Below are 16,613 nucleotides of genomic sequence, written 5' to 3' on the forward strand. Positions count from 1 at the left end.
CTGGTTCAGCGTGCGCGAAGGGTGCGGGCGGGGCTGCGTGGCCCGGCGGCGGGGGAGGGCGGTGGGAGGTGTTGAGGGGAGGGTCTTCGTGTGCAGTGCCACAGGGCCCGATACGAAGATCTCGACCAGTCGGGCCCCTCGTCGTCTTCACCGTCCAAGCCTTCAGGCAGGGCCCCTTTTTCAGCTTCTCCCTACACGTACGCGGCGCCGTTCGCGTCGGGCGTGATGACGTTCGCGTCGGGTGTGATGACGGGCAGTGCGCTGCCGGCGTCCTTGAGGTACCCGTCGGTGCGGGGAGCACGGTAGTGCTGTGGGCGGGCGGAGCCCGGCGCCGGGACGGTCCCCGCGGGTGCGTGGGCGTGCGCGGGGGCAGGCGCTGTATGTGCGGTGTTGTTCGACGCCGTTGCGACCGCAGCCACGGCGTGGGGGCGCCCGGGGTCGGGGCATGCCGCGTGGGCGCGTGCGCTGTGTGCGTGGTGTTGTTCGATGCCGTCTCGACCGCTGCCGTGGCGTGGGGGTGCCCGGGGTGGGGGCGTGCCGTGTGGGTGGCAGGGGAGTGTTCGGCTGTCGTGGGCAGGCCGGCCGTGGGGGACGCGGCCTGCGGTGGTTCGTCTTCTTGGCGTGGTGCGGGCGGGGGTGTGGCGCCCGCTGTCGGCCGTGTGTGCGGGGTGGTGTGTCGGGTGGGATCAGTACGCGGAGTTGACGTTGTCGATCGAGCCGTAGCGGTCCGCGGCGTACTTGGCGGAGGCGGTGATGTTGGCGACCGGGTCGTAGATGTTCTGCGAGGTGCCGGCGACGTGGTAGGCCTTGAAGGTCGGGTCGATGACCTGCATCAGGCCCTTGGAGGGGATGCCCTTCACGGCGTTGGAGTCCCAGTTGTTGATGGCGTTGGGGTTGCCGGTGGACTCGCGCATCAGGTTGCGGTGGATGCCCTCGTAGGTGCCCGGGATGCCCTGGGCGTGCATGACCTTCAGCGACTCCTTGATCCAGGTGTCGACGTTGCCGGAGGGGGCGGCGGTGGCGGCCGAGGCGGCGGGGGCGCTGATGACGGTGCCGGCCATCACGGCGGCGCCGGCGGCGACCATGCCCAGCGACATCTTCTTGGTCTTGGTCATGCGGGCGAACTTCTTGGGCATCGCGGTGATCTGCATGCAGTAATTCCTGTTCCGTCGGGGGGTGATGCCAAGAATTGTTAATCAGGGAGGAAACCCAGGTCAATGACTCCCTTTTACGATGGGGATTAGTATGGGGTGGTCAAAAGTGATCCGGGGGCGCCGCAAAACCTGGGGAACACGCGGTCCCGGTCTACTATTCGTCTTCATAGTGACGCAGGCCATATGACCCACCCCACGCGGCAAATACCTCAAAGTCGGACAAGAGTGACGTAAATCATGTGACCTGCACCACATTGAAGGCGCTTAATTTGCTCACGGTAATAGCAGAAATGCATTCCGTATTCGCGGCGCGGCCGGGTGGGCCGGCGGATTACCGATGCTCGCCTGCAAAGGGGAGTCCGGCCTGGAGGTGAGGGCCTCCAGGACACGTTTTCCTCTCCTGCCGGCGAGCCGAGAACATGCCCCTGGGCTGCTTGGCCGGCCGGGGGATCCGGCCGGTGATGGGCTCCGGGTGTGTCGGTGCCGCGCACAGGGCCAACCCGCCGGCCGGCTCCAAGACCCGGCCGGACGGCGATCGAAAGCGGGCCACGATCTGATGCGCGTACGGATCCTCCGGACCAAGTCCTGAACGATCACGGGGGAGGCGGGCCGTCACCCACGGGCGCACGCATGCCGATCGGCCGGGTCCGGGCATCTCTACGCTTCGCCGCAGGTGGCACCTGCGCTTGTGACAGCACCGGTGCGGGCGTCCCGGCGCCCGCCAACACCTGCGGATGAGACATGAGGGGACCTCCCCCTGGGGGTGCCCAGTGGCTCTCGGCCATCTCATAGCCGAGCACCACAGGTGGCGCATGCCTGCCGGTGCGCGCTGGCTGTGGTGCATTGGGTGCTGTGGCGCCGGTGCGCGTCGTGCAGAGCGTGAAGCGGGCCTTGGTTGTCGATCAGGCCGAGGACCGAGGGCCGAGGGCCGAGGGTGGGGGGTGGGGGTCCGGCGGAGTGGTGGAGCCGGTTGGCGATGGCGAGTCCCGATTCCTCCTCCGTCTTGGCCGGTAAGGACGCGACGATGATGGATCCTGCGTCGGCCGAAGACCCTCACCAGGAGGGAGGACCTTCGGCTCGAGGCCGCTGTGGTCCACTGCCCTGAACCGGATGCCCTGACAGTCCACGTCCGTTGTCGGCCGCGTCCTGACAGTCCGCGTCTGCTGCCGGTCGCAGCCGTCATGGGTATGTTCCGCAGTGTGCTGAGCGCAGCCTTCGGGCCCGTCCCGGGCCCGGCCCGGGCCCTGGAGGTCTTTGGCCGGTACGCCCGCTTTATCGACGGCGTGAGGGCCGCAACCGTGGTGGAGGTGTTCATCGGCCCCCGCAGCAGGTTGATCGTCTACAGGCCTCGCCGGGCACCCGCTCGTCCTGCTCCCTTCTCGACGGGGCCTGCGAGCCGGCTGGACCAGGCCACGGGTCCCCCCCGCTCGGCGCCCCGCCCATACCGTCCCGCGCCCATACCGTCCCGCGCCCGTACCACGCCTGCGCCCGTGCCCCGGGCCGCTCTGCCCTGCACGCCGGGCGGCACCCTCGTGCTCTGCACCGGTGGGCTCGTCGAACGTGCTCTGCACCGACGGGCTCGTCGAATGCCGTGACGAGGGCATCGATGCCGGCGAGGCCCGCGTGATCTCCGCTCTCGCCCAGGGCACCGCCCTTGCCTCGACGAGTGGGTGGACGCATGGCCGGCCCGGCCGCCAGTCATCGGCGTGGCCCGCGACGACGTCGCCTTGGTCGTCATCCGCCGATGACGCTGCGCGACCCGGTGCGACGACATCGCCCCGTTCGTCATCCGCTTGTGACGCTGCGCGATTCGAGGTGCGATGCCGGTGCAGTTCAGAGCTATCGGCGGTTTTCTCTGTGAGCGGCACACAACGGCCGTATTCCCGTCGTGCACGGTGGCAGCCACTGCCGGGGGGTCCGCGCGCTGTTGCGAAGGGAAGCGGCCCTGCGTTGGAATCAAGTGTGAGGCTCTTCGGCGGTGCCGAGTCGGCTGGTCTTCCCGCTCCGGGCACAGGGTCCGGCCGGAAGGGGCTCAAGAACAATGCCCTGGGCATGTTCTCCTCGGTCGTCATGGGCCTGGCCTCCACCGGCCCGGCGTACAGCCTCGCCGCCACGCTGGGCATCATCGTGGCCGGAGTCGGTTTGCAGGCTCCGATCGTCACCATGCTGGCTTTCGTCCCGATGCTGCTGGTCGCGTACGCCTTCAGGGAGCTCAACGCGAGCAACGCCGACTGCGGGACCACCTTCACCTGGGCCACCCGCGCCTTCGGACCGCGCACGGGCTGGATGGGCGGCTGGGGTCTCATCGTCGCCAACATGATCGTCATGGCGAGCCTTGCGCAGATCGCCGCTGCCTACGGCTTTAGGCTGATCGGCCTGGACGCACTGGCGGAGAACCGGCTGTGGACCACCGCGGCAGGCGTCATCTGGATCGCCGTGCTGACAGTGATCTGCTACGTCGGCATCTCGTTCTCGGCGGCTGTACAGCGCTGGCTGCTGTGCATGGAAGTGGCGATGCTGATCCTGCTCGCCGTCGCCGCGCTGGTCAGGGTGTACACCAGCCCTCCGCCGACGGCGATCCATGTGTCCGCGTCCTGGTTCAACCCCTTCGCGGTGCCCTCGGTGACGGCCATGACCTCGGGCATCCTCGCGGGGGTCTTCATCTACTGGGGCTGGGACACCGCGTTCTCCGTCAACGAGGAAACCGTCGACAGCACGCGCATCCCGGGCCGTGCCGCGGTCTTGTCCACCGTGCTGCTCCTGGTCATGTACGGGCTGGTGTCCACGTCGGCGCAGGCGTTCGCGGGAGTCGGCACCTCGGGCATCGGACTCGGCAACGCGGACAACGCGGACAATGTGTTCTCCGGGCTGGGGGAGGCCGTGTTCGGGAGCCAGGGCACGGGGCTGTTCCTGTCGAGACTGCTGATCCTGATGGTGCTGACCTCCGCGTTGGCGTCCGCCCAGACCACCATCCTGCCGCTGGCCAGGACGGTGTTCTCCATGGCGGTCCACAAGGCTGTCCCCTCTCGGTTCGCCCGGGTCCACCGCAGGTTTCTCACCCCCACCTGGGGGACCATCGGTATGGGAGCGGTCTCGGTCGCCCTGTTCGTCCTGCTGGCCTCGCTCAGCCGGAATGTCCTGGCCGACTCGATCGATTCGGTCGGTCTCGCGATCGCGTTCCAGTACGGACTGGCCGGTTTCGCCTGCGTCTGGTACCACCGCAAGATCCTCACCCGCAGTGTCAGGGACCTGGTCTTCAAGGGGGTGCTGCCGGGGCTCGGCGCGCTGTTCATGCTCTTGCTGTTCCTCTACGCCACCTTCGTCGTCTACGCGGATCCCCGGTACGGCACGACCGCCGTCGACCTGCCGCTGATCGGCCCGACGGGCGGGGTCACGGTCCTGGGCCTGGGCGCCCTGCTGATCGGTTTCCTGCTGATGCCGGTGGTCACCCGTGGCCACAGCGTGGCCCTCAAGCTCCAGCGGAGCCTGCTTCCACGCCGCCTGCCGCCGCACGCCGCCGTCGACTCGGCGAGCCGCTACCTGCCCGCCGACAGCGGGTCCGGGGTGGGCGGCGACTGGTACGACGTCATCCCTTTGTCCGGTACCCGCATCGGCCTGGTCGTCGGGGATGTCCTTGGTCACGGCATGCAGGCCGCGGCCACCATGGGACGCCTGCGCACGGGGGTGCGTGTCCTGGCCCGGCTGGACCTGAGCCCGGACGAGCTGCTGTCCCGCCTGGCCGACCTGGTCGAGCAGACCGCGCACGAGGACCAGGCCGGCCGCCCAGCGGGCCACCGCACAGCGCACGCCGACGCGGCGGTGGGCGTGAGCTGCCTGTACGCGGTGTATGACCCCGTCTCGGGGGAGTGCAGCATGGCGCGGGCCGGGGAGCCGGTGCTGGCGCTCGTCGAGGCGCACACGGGCGTCGTCGACTATCCCAAGCTGCCGCCTGGACCGCCGCTGGGAATCGGCGGCCTGCCCTACCAGAGCACGGAAGTGGACCTCGCGCCGGGCACGCTCGTTGCCCTCTTCACGGGCGGCCTCCTCCAGGCGGCCGATGACCGCGAAGCCGGGCTCGCGCAGCTCTCACAGGTCCTCGGTGAGAGCCGGGGATCTCTGGAAGAGCTGTGCGACCGGGCGGTGGCCACCATGCTGCCCGGGGCGGTGGACGTGGACGCGACGATGCTCCTGGTCCGCACGCGCCTGCTCGCCCCAAATCGGTTCGCCCAGTGGGCACTGGCCCCGGACCCGGCGGCCGTGGCCGCCATCCGCTCCGCCGTCGGCAAGCAGCTCGGCGACTGGGGACTGGACGACGTGGTGTTCACCACGGAGCTCATCGTCAGCGAACTGGTCACCAACGCCATCCGCTACGCAGGTGGCGACCCGATCCAGGTGCGCCTGATCCGCGAGGGGACCCTGACCTGCGAGGTGTCCGACACCGGCCACACCGCGCCCAATCTGCGGCACGCCGCGAGCGACGACGAGGGAGGCCGGGGCCTGTTCATCATCGCCCAGATGACCCACCACTGGGGCACGCGCTACACGTCCACCGGCAAGACCATCTGGACCGAGCAGGACCTGCCGCAGCCGGAGGGCCCGTAGCACCGAGGGGGCACATCGGACGGCCGCCTCGCCGGCCGCAGCGCCTGCCGTCGCGGGCCAGGCGCTGCGGCCGGCGAGTGTGAGTGTCTTCGCTCCCGTGGCCGGCGCAGCCGTGGAGCGCACGAAAGTCCCTGTTCTCGACGATGCGTCGGCGATGCTTTTCGGGCAGTGTGCCGTCGTCGAGGAACGTCTCGGCGCACTCCAGTGACCTCCGGTACTCACCCCACCCACCACGCCGAGACCGCCGGCTCGTCCAGCGCTTGCCAGCCGTACCGGCCCTTCTCGACGAAGCAGGATGCCGTCCGGCTGCAAGATCTCCCCTGCGTGCCGCGCGAACAGGCAGGCGAGGGGCCGGCGCTGCCCGTTCATCCGGCCCACGCGTGCCGGCCCACGCGTGCCGGCTCACGAGAGCTTCGGCCCGTGTGGGCCGGTACGCGTGCGCCTCCACAAACCGTGCGCACCGTGCCGTCCGCACATCGGGCAGCGCACGACATGCGCGGGTTCCTCCCTCGCCCCTGGGGCGGGCAAGGCCGATGGCGAAGGCGTCCGCCCGGTGGCGGTGCCATTTTCGCTTTGCCGCTCTGCACGTGCGGTCGCACAACCGCCTGGCGGCGCGGGAGGCGGCCGGCAGTGGCTCGGAGCAGCTGATGTATGCGCACCGGCGCACCCGTCCGGGAGGCACCAGCTGGCCTTCCGCGCTGCTGCTTTACGCCCTATTGCTCATCTGGGCCGACCCCTGACCTGCCGCTTTGCCGAAGTGCGACTCCCAGGGCTTTGGCCCCAAAGGGCAGTCGCACGATGCTGCTCGGACGGGTCACGCCGACGTCGCAGCCGCAGGTGGCACCGCCCCGCTGACGGCACCGGTGCGGGCGTCCCGGTGCCCGTCAAGGCCGGCGGATGAGGCATGAGGGGCCCGCCCCCTGGGGTGCCCAGTGGTGCTCGGTCATCTCGTGGCCGAGCACCACAGGCGGCCGAGCGCCTGCCGGTGCGCGCCACCTGTGGCGCATCGGGTGCTGTGGCGCCGGTGCGCGCGAGCTGTGATGCATCGGGTGCTGTGGCGCCGCGCGTCGTGCAGAACGTGCAGCGGGCCTTGGTTGTTGTTCAGGCGGTGGGCCGGGGTCCGGCCGCGCGGCGCAGCCGGTTGGCGATGGCGAGTCCCAGTTCCTCCTCCACCGGCAAGGACGCGACGATGAGGTCGCACCCCTGCTGGTCGAGTTCGCGCAGGAACCCGTACAGCCCGCGCGCGTAGGCGGCCATCGAGGCGGGGACCGCCACCACGGCGTGCGCCTTCACCGGGGTGTCGGCGAAGGCAGGGGGGAGGAAGACGCCCACCTGGTGCCCGGCGTCTTGCGCGAGTGCCGCTTCGGCTGCGATGTTCTCGGGCTCGACGAGGACGACCCGCGCCCGCGGCGCATAGTGGGACGGATGCTGGCCCGGCACCCGGACGTCGCTGGTCGCGTCGAGCGAGATCGGGCGGCCCAGCACCGCTTCGAGGTCCTCGCGCGTCACCCCGCCGGGCCGAAGAAGGCTCGGGGTCTCGCCCGTGACGTCGACGATGGTCGACTCGACGCCGACCTCGCAGGAGCCGCCGTCCAGCACGAAGTCGACCGCGTCACCCAGCTCCGCACGGACGTGGTCGGCCGTGGTGGGGCTGACCGAGCCGAAACGGTTCGCGGACGGGGCCGTGACACCGCCGCCGAACGCCGAGAGCAGCGCGAGTGCGACGGGGTGCTCGGGCACGCGCACGGCGACCGTCTCAAGGCCCCCGGTCGCTTCGAGGGGCACCCGCTGACTGCGCCGCAGGACCAGCGTCAGCGGCCCCGGCCAGAAGTGTTGTGCCAACAGGCGCGCCGTCGCGGGCACCTCCTGGACCCAGTCGTCCAGAAGCTGCGCGCCGCCGATGTGGACGATCAGCGGGTGGGAGGGCGGGCGGCCCTTGGCCTGGAAGATGCGCGCTACGGCGGCGGGGTCCTCGGCGTTGGCGCCCAGTCCGTAGACCGTTTCGGTCGGGAAGGCCACCAGGCCTCCGCCGCGCAGCACACCGGCTGCCTTGTCGATGTCACTGGTTCGTGCCGTCACCCTCGCCATCCTCTCACCGCTGCGCTCTGCCGCGTTCCGCGGCCGGCGGCACGTGACGGCAAGATCACTGCGCTCGAGGCCGCCGCACGAGCCCGGACGCACGGGTGCGAACTTAGGGAAAAGTCCCCGCGCCTGCGGGGGAAGGTCCGTCGTCCGACACCGGTGACGGCGCGTCCATCACGTCGCCTGAGCGCCCGGGAGGGGTGGGGTCCGCGCGCATGTTCTGTTCGTGGTTCGTGCAACGCGTGTGGGGGTGCCCGCCGTTGCCGGCGAGCACCCCCACACGATTTATGACCGTGAGTGTGGTCAGCCGCGGACGATGTTCTCCGCCTGGGGGCCCTTTTGGCCCTGGGTGATGTCGAAGGTGACCTTCTCGCCCTCGACGAGTTCGCGGTAGCCGTTGCCGCTGATGTTGGAGTAGTGAGCGAAGACGTCGGGGCCTCCGCCGTCCTGCTCGATGAAGCCGAAGCCCTTTTCGCTGTTGAACCACTTCACGGTGCCGCTGGCCATACGTGTGTCCTTCACATCACCCGAGCTCGTCCACGCGGAACAGCTCGGCCTCCATGCGCTCTCGGGAAAGAGCGCTACAACGCCGCTTATCCTGCCTCACATCGTCGCCCCTGCGCCTGTGGGGATGCCCCTGTTTTGCGCAGCGGCAGGGCGAGATGGCCGACATTGCCCCTGCGCCTGCGGGGATGGTCCGAGCGAGGGCCTGGTCCCGTTTCGCGGAGCACGGTCGCCTTCATGTGTGGGGACGGTTCGTGGGGCGGGCCACCGGCCGGGCCCTCGAGCAGGGTCTTGGACGCTGCCCCGAACAGCACCACTGCGAGACCCCACTCGGCGGCGATGCCCGAGCGGCCTCGCTGCATCTGGATCGTCAACCTCGTTGAGGCAGCTGGGGCTTGATCCTGAAGAGCTCGCCGCCGACCTGGCCGATGAGGTCGTGGCCGTGACTCATGAGCTCGGGCGCGATCCCGCCCTGTATCGGGCTCTTCGGCAGCGGGACCCGGCCGCGCCAGAGCACCGCACCAGTGTCCAGATCAAGGCCCACCAGGTGCCCGGAGGGGGCGAGGTAGTACGCCATGCGGCTGGTGAGGTCCACCGTGGCGGCGGAGGGCAACTCGTGCAGCGTGGGGTTGCGCGGCTCTTTGTGCAACGTCAGCCCGAGGTTGCGCGACCACAGCCGCTTGCCGCTGTCGGCGGAGTACGCGACGGCGCTGCCGTTGCTGCCGGCTGCCAGGATGAGGCCGTCTGCGACCACACCGGTTGGCAGGCCCTCGACGCGGTGATGGGACACCGAGCCGGAGCGGGTGTCGACGCGGGTCAGGGTGGCGGGACCGGGGTCGCTGAAGTTCTTCTGTCCGCCGGCCATACCGCCCAGCAGCACGGCGTCCCCGTCCGTACCGATGTACGTGGTCGGGCCCTCAACGGTCGCGACTGTCCGCGCTGTGCCCGTCGCCGGGTCAAGACGGACGACGGTGCTCTGTTGCGGCGCCTTCTTGCTGTCCGGTGAGCACGTCAGGTACGGGACGCCGCCGATCACAGCCCGGTCGCAATCGGCCTTCTTCCATTTGTACGTCCACAGCGTCCGGCCCGTCGCTCCGTCCAGAGCGACCACGCTCTTGAAGGTCGGGGCGTTGGCGAGGATCCCGCCGTCGAACAGCACGGCGGAGGTCCGGCCTCGGCTGTCGTCGGCCAGCTCGTGCTTCCACAGCACTCGCCGACTGTTGATGTCGAGGGCGACGAGGTCGGTGCCGGCCCGGGGCGCCCCTGGGGCGTGATCAGCGTAGGTGTACAACACCCCGTCACGGCCACCGGGCATCGATCCCGCCGGGGCGCTGTTGCCGTTGGCGTCCTTGGCCTTTTGCTGCCATTCGACCTTGCCGGTACGGGCGTCCACACCGACAAAGTCGTACTCCGTCCCCCGGCAGTACACGTCACCGGTATCGGCACCGGTGGTGCAGGCGTCCCAGGACTTACCGGGCAACGTGGTCTGCCACAGCAGCTTGCTCTGCTTGCTCACCCGCGCGGCCGGTGACGGCGTCCCGTTGTCGCCGCCCGCACCGGTGGCGAGAGCGGTGCCCAGGGTGATGCCGGCCAGGCCGAGAGCGGCGCCGGTGACGCGCACGAGGTTGCGGAGCCGACGGCGACGCACGATGCGATCGGCGATGTCCTTGGGAGCGCCGGGGCCGTCGGGGGTCCAAGCGTGCAGGACATCGCGGACCACGCGGTCCAGCTGGTCGGCGCTCTGGTCGGCGCTCATGGGCGAGCTCCCTTCAGGGACATGTTGTGCGGGGTGGTCGATGCGGTCTGCGCGGGGGAACTCAGCTCCGGCGCGAGTGTGCGCAGCCGGGCCAGCGACCGGTAGGTGGTGCTGCGTATGGTGCCCACCGAGCAGCCCAGCGCGCCCGCGGCCTCCGTCTCGGACAGGTCCTCGAAGTAGCGCAGCACCAGTACGGTGCGTTGTCGCGGCGTCAGTCGGGCCAATGCCTGCCTCACGGTGATCCGCAGGTCAGCGGCGGATGTGCCGTCAGTGACACCGAAACTCTCGGGCGGTGCGGCGAACGTCGCCTCGCGGTGCGGCCGGCGCAGCCGCCAGCGGCTGATCTGGTGCCGGTACATCACCTTGCGCACGTAGCCTTCCGGGTCCTCGATGTGCTGCCAGCGGCCCAGCGCCTTCATCAGAGCGGTTTGCACGAGGTCTTCGGCCTCGTGGCGGTCACCGCCGGTGAGCAGGTTCGCCAGGCGCAGCAAGGCGCCCCACCGGGCGTCGACGAAGTCCCGGAATCTTTCGTGGTCCTGCGGGTCCATGGGCCCTCCCGTTTCTTAACGCCCACAAGGACGCGTGGACCGCAGGCAATCTATGTCTGCCGTGGCGGGATTCTTCCGCCAGACTTGCGCACGCCTCGCGCTACCAGCGCGCTCGTCCACCACGCCGACGCCGACGCCGTAGCCCACGGCCGGCCGGGCCCTGTGCCACGTCGCGCCGGGCGACCGTTGGGAGCCACGAGACGCTGACTTGAGCAATCACCCGCCCGCTCGCGGTGACGTCAGAGGTTGGCCTGTCGTGCGTTCGCGGTGACGAAGCCATGGACATGCGCCATCTGACGGGTGAGGTCATGGCCAGCCGTTCGTGCATATGCGGAACGGACGTGCGGCAGGCACGACCCAAAACTTCTCCCCAGGGCATCGCCGTTAGGCAACCCATGCACCCGGAATTTCACATCAGCCACCATCACGAGACGGGCTGGACCGTCGTCGAGATCCACGGCGAGGTCGACGTCTCCAGCGTGCCTCAGATCAGGGAACACGTGCTCACCTGTATCGAAGCGGGCCGTCATCACCTCATCGTGGACCTGAGAGAGGTCCCCTTCATCGACTCGACGGGCCTTGGGATTTTCGTCAGCATCGCCAAGCGGATTCGTACGCACGTCGGTGACCTGAAGCTGGTGATTACGAACCCGGACATTCTCCAGATCTTCCACATCACCAGCCTGCACCGGGCCTTGCAGATCTATGACTCGGTGGAAGCCGCGATGGAGTGACATGCGAGGCGACGACGACAGACGCCCGGCGCCCCACGCGCAACTGAGGGGCAGCTATTGGCTGAGTAGTTCTGACAGCGACTGCTCATGGTGCCGACAGCTCCTTCTGCCACGCACTGGGCGCCCCGAACCGCAGGGGGATGCGCCACCACCGGGAAGGATCGATCCCGCTGGCCGGCGGTGCCGGACAGCCCGCCTGACCGAGCGAATGCGGGCCGTCATGGTGATCCTCGCGGCGAGCACCACGGTTGTCGCCGCGGTGGTCACCGCGTGGCGGAACTGACTGAGTACGCAATACAAACGGGCCTTGCGGGTCCGTAACGTGCCGCCGCGGTGGTCGACTTGAGGAGCGAGACAGCGCCAGGCCGTATCCGCGTGCCCCCTTCGACCCGGTGATGGGTACACTGCCGCAGCTTCAGGTCCGCAGCGCCGCCACCAGCAAAGTCAAGCGCTGCCCCCGGGCGCGGCCCGCCGAGGGCTGCGGCGTTCGAATTGTTCACGAGCTGCGGCAGCGTCGGCTGTCGGCTGTCGGTGCTCAGTGGCGGTACGCGGCTGTCGCGATCTCGATGAACGACCGGGTCAACGGGTTGGTGTCTTTCTCGTTGCACACCGCCACCACTCGGCTCGGCGTCATGTCGATCAGCGGCACCACGGTGAACTCCGCGGGCAGGTCGTGTCCGAGCGGGGCCAGGCCGACCGTGCCGTTCCACAGCACCGCCTGCAGGCATTCCTGCACGGCGCGCACCACTGGTCCCTCGCGCGGCCTGCCACCGTTCCAGTACGACTGCCAGATGGGGTCGGTGCCCTGCGGGAACTGAAACCAGCGGCGCTCGCACAGCTCGGCCAGCCGCAACTCATCACGGCCCGCCAGCGGATCATCGGCGCGCAGGACCACGCCGACCGGATCGGTCCGCAGCGCATACACCGTCAGGGCAGTCTCGTCGAACGGCGCCCGGGTCAGGGCGACATCGACCAGCCCGGCGCGCAGCCCGCACGTCGGGTCGGTCAGATCGGTGTCGCGGATACGGATGTCGACTCCGGGGTGGCTGCGGCGGTAGGCCGCGGCCAGCCTGGCCACTGTCGGGTCGGTGCCGTCGCCCAGGATGCCGACGGTGATCGTCGCGGCACCGGCTGCCGTGCTCACGCGTACCCGGACGCGGTCGGCGTGCTCGAGCAGAGCCCGCGCCTCCTCGAGCAGCACTGCGCCCACCGCGGTGAGCGTGACGCCGGTGGCCGAGCGGGCGAAGAGCAGCGCCCCGACCTCGGCTTCCAACTGCTTGATCGCCCGGCTCAGCGGCGGCTGACTCATATGCAGTCGGGTGGCGGCCCGGCCGAAGTGGAGTTCCTCGGCGACCGCCACGAAGTAGCGCAAGGTCCGTAGCTCCACGCTGCAACGATACCCATGAGGTATCGGCTGTGCCGAAGGGGTCTTGGACACGGGCGAGGCCCCGGGCGTGCACTGGTGAACATGACCGAACAAGACAAGACCAGCCGGCCGCAGGCCGATGCCGCCGTATCGGTGGTGGGTCCCCGCGACGGCGAGACGATCGTCCTGGGCACCACACGCATGCGCGTTCTGGAGGACGGCAGCCACACCGCGCACCGCCTCGCGATCGCCGAGTCCGTCCTCGCCCCCCACACCCAGGGTCCGCCGCAGCACCGCCATCGCCGACACGACGAGGGCTTCTACATCCTGTCCGGCACCGTGCGGTTCACCGTCGGGGACAAGGACTACGACGCCACCGCGGGGACACTCGTCATGGTTGCGCCCGGCACCCCGCACACCTTCGCCAACCTGACCGGCCAACCCGCCGTCATGCTCAGCACCTTCACACCCGACCTGTACGTGCAGTACTTCCGAGACCTCTCGGAGGTGCTCGCATCCGGCCGGCCGCTGACACCACAGGCCAACATCGACGCAATGAGCCGCTATGCGACACAGCCCGCCACCGACCTCACCTGAAGCCGACAGAACAACACGACCCGGCCCCCCTCCTTTCGGCCCTCTGGGGCCGTGGCGCTCCCGCCCCTTTCGCACCCGAACCCCTTCGGACGACGATTGGGCCGTCTCCCAGGGGCTTGCCCGGCAATCGACGCAATCGACAGACCTCCCCCCCCCCCCGCGAACCGGGGCCAGCGTGAACGGGAACCATGAACATCGCCTATTGGATCGTCGCGGGACTCCTCGCCCTCTTCTACCTCTACGCAGGCACGCTGAAGGTGATCCGCAGCCGCGATCAACTCCGGCCGATGATGGCGTGGGTCGACCGCATACCCTTGCCCGCCGTCAGGGCGCTGGGGGCGGTCGAAATACTCGGCGCGGCGGGTCTGGTCCTGCCACCGCTGACCGGCACCGCTTGCCGGCTGGCGCCGGCCGCGGCCGTCGGCTTCGTTCTTCTGCAGACCGGTGCGATCGCCGTTCACCTGACCGGCGAAGACCGCCGGATCACACTCAATGCCGCACTCACCGCCACCGCGGCCCTGACTATCTGGTTGGCCATCAGGCCGTGACCGTGGATCAGCCCCCGACCGGCAAAGGCAACTGCTGGACCGGCCGCCTCACGGCCGCTGTCACTTGTCATGACCATCGAACACGCCGCCCTCCGACAGTCGCAAACGTGTCGGCCCTCAAGCTGAACGACGTCCACCGGCCCGTGCAGAAGGTGCGGCCTTCCTCGGCAGGGCGCCGGCCGGGCGACACTGTTCAACTCGCCGACGCGGAGCGGCCCAGTGCCCTGAGAGCGCCATGTCGCGCCGCCGTTACCGCCCAAGACGCGGAGCCGGACGCCCGGCGGGACGAGGAAAACGCAACTCCTGTGGCCCGCTCGAGTGCAGGGGATCGGCTTGTCGAGTCAACCCTCATACGCAGCTCGGGTGATCCCTCGACCTCGCCTTGAACCGCAGAGCCCGCACCGGGCACCGTGGCGGGATCTGCCTGCGCGTTTCGGCAAGCGGCAGACTGTGCACGAGCGGCACGATGGTCTGAGGACGGCACGGGGGACAAGGTCTTCGTGGTCGTCCTGGCCGACGCACCGACCACCAGCTGCCGGGGGCTCACCAGCACGCCGCTGGAGCCTGCACGAGACTTCCGCGGTGCTGGGAGAAGAAGACGCCCCAGCAGCATGAATCCTATGAGGGACGCGGACGCTTTCGGGGCGGCCTGACCTCCAAGATCCATGTAGCTGGGGAAGACGTGCGCCGTCCCTTGGCCGTGCTGATTCCTCTGGCCCAGTGGGACAACGTCCCGCAGCTCAGTCTCGTGATGGAACGTCACGCCCCGAGGATATGAAGGCCCTTCAAAAGACGTCCGGTACAACGGCGTACGGAACTGATCGCGACGCTCGCCCTGACTGTCTCCGACCGGATGAACAGGGCGGGCGTCGCGGTGTGTCCGGCTCAGGCTCGGCCGCTGGTCAGAACCCCATCGGGCGGGGGTGGGGCTGGGCGTTGGGGTCGGCCGACCACACGAGGCGGAGTTCGACGTTGTCCGGGCCGGCGAGGGACTGGATCAGGCGGGCCGCCCAGCCGTTCCAGTAGACGAACGTCTTGGCGTCGGTCAGACGGAAGCACGGGGCGTCGGTGGGGATCCGGTCCGGGGCGAGTACGGCGCGCCAGATCTCACCGGTCTCGGTCGGCGCGGACGACGCTTCGTGGTCGAGGCAGTCGGCCACGACATCGGGGATGTAGGCACAGAAGTCGTCCGGTCCGCCGCCCGGCACGTGCACGGGGATGTAGGTACCGAACGGCTGGAAGGCGGCGCGGGTCTCGTCGGCCAGCTTCCGGCTGAGCACTGGCGCGGCGGTGTGCCCGGTGGTGTAGTCGGACACCGTGGTGCTGGGATTTCCGTGCCACTCGGCGACGAGCGCGTCGGGCCGTGGGTGGGTGCTGCTGTCGAGCTCCCACCGCATGAGGGGGAGCGCGTCGACCAGGAGTCCCTTGTAGCGGTCGCCGAATTCCGGCATGACGCGGAAGACGTCGAGTGTGCCGTCGGTAGGGAGGTTCATGGTGCCGTCCATGTTGCAGTGGGGCCGGGGGACCCGGTCTTCAGAATCGCGCCGCCGATGTTGCCGAGCTCGGTTTTGAGTGAAGCCGTGATCTCGGTCTTCCTTTTTCCGTTGGCGAGCAATCGTTGCACGTGGTTCTGGAGGTGGGTGTCGAGGCGATTCAGGAACTTGCCTCGGTGTGTGTAGTCGTGCGGCGTCGGGTGGTTCAGCGGGTAATGCCGTTGTTGTGGTCGACGGACTGCGCTCGGACCATGCCGCCCTGCAGATCCATCACCTGCGCTCCCGACACCAGGTGGTCGCAGGCCGCGGCGATGTCGTGCTCGCTGGAAGCCCCGTCGCGGACGTCGTCGACGGTCAACAAGCCCGCGTACAGGCTCAACCCGATCCCGCCCACGGCCATCGTCTGCCACAGCCTGCGCCAACCCGCACTCATCGTGTTCCCTCGTCGATCCCCTTCGCAGCGGCAGCCACGTCGGTCACCGAGCGTAGAGGGGGGCGTCTGAGCACTGCAGTTGGCCCGACAGATTGCCGAGGACTGAGGTGCAACACCTACAGAAGCCGGCGCCGCAGGTCGTCGAGCGGAATCGCACGATCGCCTCTCTGCTGCGCCGCCGCTACCGGCTTCATTCGCAGTGCTCCGGCGTTTGGTGGAGTTCTTCTGCAGCACCCGCCGCAGGAGACCACCGGCGCACGGACATCGTGCTCGGGGCTCGCGGAGTCTGCGCCGAGCGGGGCCCTGCCGTGGGTCTACCGTGCGTCAGATCTGGTCCGCGAGGCGCACGTAGTCGTAGTAGAGAGGGTCCCCGTCCTCGTCCACCGGGTACTCGTAGCTGCTCTGGTTGGCGAGGACGATCTTCAGCTCCGGCAGCTCGTCGAAACCGAGGTCGTTCTCGGTGATCTCGTGGCCCCGCTCCGCGAACAGCTCGAAGAGGTCCACACTCGGGGTGCGGAAGACGTCGAGACCGTCGAGGAGCACGCGTACGTCGGCGTCCTCGTCGAGGAACCGGAACAGCTCCACGCCGCTCAGCGCGCCCTTGGTGAAGCCGAGCATCACGTTCAGGCCGGAGGTGTCGTGCTTGAGCAGGATCTGCCCGGGCTCCGGATCACTGGAGGCGACCCGCAGCAGCCCCCACGCCTGGACCGCGTCGCGCGCCTCCTGCGCCGACATGCCGAGCCGCAGCGGCCCGACACCGGCCAGCGGCAGTAGTTCCAGTTCCATGTTCCGTCCT

13 protein-coding genes and 1 pseudogene are annotated in these 16,613 nt (G+C 69.2%); 4 read left to right on the forward strand and 10 right to left on the reverse strand.

The annotated features are described in order from the left end of the window. Nucleotides 1–191: 191 nt before the first annotated feature. Both OHO83_RS46240 and OHO83_RS46245 read right to left on the reverse strand, forming a co-directional pair. The gene (locus OHO83_RS46240; protein WP_330278401.1) at nucleotides 192–419 is read right to left on the reverse strand and encodes a hypothetical protein; all 228 of its coding nucleotides are present in this window, start codon (nucleotides 417–419) and stop codon (nucleotides 192–194) included. Nucleotides 420–686: 267 nt separating this feature from the next. Beyond that, nucleotides 687–1,043 (reverse strand): annotated as a pseudogene (locus tag OHO83_RS46245) (transglycosylase SLT domain-containing protein); the annotation flags it as partial. A 2,163-nt stretch (nucleotides 1,044–3,206) separates the two neighbouring features. Here OHO83_RS46245 and OHO83_RS46250 point away from each other — a divergent pair. Continuing rightward, nucleotides 3,207–5,756, forward strand: a complete 2,550-nt coding sequence (locus OHO83_RS46250; protein ID WP_266681853.1) for an amino acid permease — start codon at nucleotides 3,207–3,209, stop codon at nucleotides 5,754–5,756. 1,101 nt (nucleotides 5,757–6,857) lie between these two features. Here OHO83_RS46250 and OHO83_RS46255 read toward each other — a convergent pair. From OHO83_RS46255 to OHO83_RS46270, 4 genes are all read right to left on the reverse strand, one after another. Next, nucleotides 6,858–7,844, reverse strand: a complete 987-nt coding sequence (locus OHO83_RS46255) for an L-threonylcarbamoyladenylate synthase (protein ID WP_266681855.1) — start codon at nucleotides 7,842–7,844, stop codon at nucleotides 6,858–6,860. Between the two features lie 297 nt (nucleotides 7,845–8,141). Next, entirely contained in the window at nucleotides 8,142–8,345 is a 204-nt protein-coding gene (locus OHO83_RS46260) for a cold-shock protein (RefSeq protein ID WP_266681857.1), read from the reverse strand. Between the two features lie 367 nt (nucleotides 8,346–8,712). Beyond that, entirely contained in the window at nucleotides 8,713–10,098 is a 1,386-nt protein-coding gene (locus OHO83_RS46265) for an outer membrane protein assembly factor BamB family protein (RefSeq protein WP_266681859.1), read from the reverse strand. Then, nucleotides 10,095–10,646 carry a SigE family RNA polymerase sigma factor gene (locus OHO83_RS46270; protein WP_266681861.1) on the reverse strand — a complete coding sequence of 184 codons (552 nt, stop codon included), beginning with the start codon at nucleotides 10,644–10,646 and terminating at the stop codon, nucleotides 10,095–10,097. The genes OHO83_RS46265 and OHO83_RS46270 overlap by 4 nt, the downstream gene beginning before the upstream one ends. A 278-nt stretch (nucleotides 10,647–10,924) precedes the next feature. Between OHO83_RS46270 and OHO83_RS46275 the strand changes: the two genes are divergently transcribed. Beyond that, complete coding sequence (locus OHO83_RS46275) at nucleotides 10,925–11,380, forward strand: STAS domain-containing protein (RefSeq protein ID WP_266681863.1); 456 nt, start codon at nucleotides 10,925–10,927, stop codon at nucleotides 11,378–11,380. A gap of 535 nt (nucleotides 11,381–11,915) precedes the next feature. On the opposite strand, the gene OHO83_RS46280 is transcribed toward OHO83_RS46275, so the two are convergent. Continuing rightward, on the reverse strand, nucleotides 11,916–12,767 hold the full coding sequence (locus OHO83_RS46280; protein WP_330278400.1) for a LysR substrate-binding domain-containing protein: 852 nt from the start codon (nucleotides 12,765–12,767) through the stop codon (nucleotides 11,916–11,918). An 81-nt stretch (nucleotides 12,768–12,848) separates the two neighbouring features. Here OHO83_RS46280 and OHO83_RS46285 point away from each other — a divergent pair, with 81 nt between their 5' ends. Both OHO83_RS46285 and OHO83_RS46290 read left to right on the forward strand, forming a co-directional pair. Further along, a complete protein-coding gene (locus OHO83_RS46285) occupies nucleotides 12,849–13,343 on the forward strand; it encodes a cupin domain-containing protein (RefSeq protein ID WP_330278399.1) in 495 nt (164 codons plus the stop codon). 188 nt (nucleotides 13,344–13,531) lie between these two features. Continuing rightward, nucleotides 13,532–13,891: a DoxX family protein gene (locus tag OHO83_RS46290; protein WP_329431515.1), complete on the forward strand. Its 360-nt coding sequence runs from the start codon at nucleotides 13,532–13,534 to the stop codon at nucleotides 13,889–13,891. Nucleotides 13,892–14,793: 902 nt separating this feature from the next. On the opposite strand, the gene OHO83_RS46295 is transcribed toward OHO83_RS46290, so the two are convergent. The 3 genes from OHO83_RS46295 to OHO83_RS46305 form a co-directional block, all read right to left on the reverse strand. Further along, nucleotides 14,794–15,384, reverse strand: a complete 591-nt coding sequence (locus tag OHO83_RS46295; RefSeq protein ID WP_266681871.1) for a hypothetical protein — start codon at nucleotides 15,382–15,384, stop codon at nucleotides 14,794–14,796. A gap of 205 nt (nucleotides 15,385–15,589) precedes the next feature. Beyond that, entirely contained in the window at nucleotides 15,590–15,817 is a 228-nt protein-coding gene (locus tag OHO83_RS46300) for a hypothetical protein (RefSeq protein WP_330278398.1), read from the reverse strand. 324 nt (nucleotides 15,818–16,141) lie between these two features. Beyond that, nucleotides 16,142–16,603: a hypothetical protein gene (locus tag OHO83_RS46305; protein ID WP_266681875.1), complete on the reverse strand. Its 462-nt coding sequence runs from the start codon at nucleotides 16,601–16,603 to the stop codon at nucleotides 16,142–16,144. Nucleotides 16,604–16,613 lie beyond the last annotated feature (10 nt).

This window comes from Streptomyces sp. NBC_00569, from assembly GCF_036345255.1.
GTDB lineage: Bacteria > Actinomycetota > Actinomycetes > Streptomycetales > Streptomycetaceae > Streptomyces.

Bases quoted from the DNA above. Each gene is read 5' to 3' on its own strand.
- OHO83_RS46250 (WP_266681853.1), top strand. From the start codon at position 3,207: ATGTTCTCCTCGGTCGTCATGGGCCTGGCCTCCACCGGCCCGGCGTAC.
- OHO83_RS46255 (WP_266681855.1), bottom strand. From the start codon at position 7,844: ATGGCGAGGGTGACGGCACGAACCAGTGACATCGACAAGGCAGCCGGT.
- OHO83_RS46260 (WP_266681857.1), bottom strand. From the start codon at position 8,345: ATGGCCAGCGGCACCGTGAAGTGGTTCAACAGCGAAAAGGGCTTCGGC.
- OHO83_RS46265 (WP_266681859.1), bottom strand. From the start codon at position 10,098: ATGAGCGCCGACCAGAGCGCCGACCAGCTGGACCGCGTGGTCCGCGAT.
- OHO83_RS46270 (WP_266681861.1), bottom strand. From the start codon at position 10,646: ATGGACCCGCAGGACCACGAAAGATTCCGGGACTTCGTCGACGCCCGG.
- OHO83_RS46275 (WP_266681863.1), top strand. From the start codon at position 10,925: ATGGACATGCGCCATCTGACGGGTGAGGTCATGGCCAGCCGTTCGTGC.
- OHO83_RS46285 (WP_330278399.1), top strand. From the start codon at position 12,849: ATGACCGAACAAGACAAGACCAGCCGGCCGCAGGCCGATGCCGCCGTA.
- OHO83_RS46290 (WP_329431515.1), top strand. From the start codon at position 13,532: ATGAACATCGCCTATTGGATCGTCGCGGGACTCCTCGCCCTCTTCTAC.
- OHO83_RS46295 (WP_266681871.1), bottom strand. From the start codon at position 15,384: ATGAACCTCCCTACCGACGGCACACTCGACGTCTTCCGCGTCATGCCG.
- OHO83_RS46300 (WP_330278398.1), bottom strand. From the start codon at position 15,817: ATGAGTGCGGGTTGGCGCAGGCTGTGGCAGACGATGGCCGTGGGCGGG.
- OHO83_RS46305 (WP_266681875.1), bottom strand. From the start codon at position 16,603: ATGGAACTGGAACTACTGCCGCTGGCCGGTGTCGGGCCGCTGCGGCTC.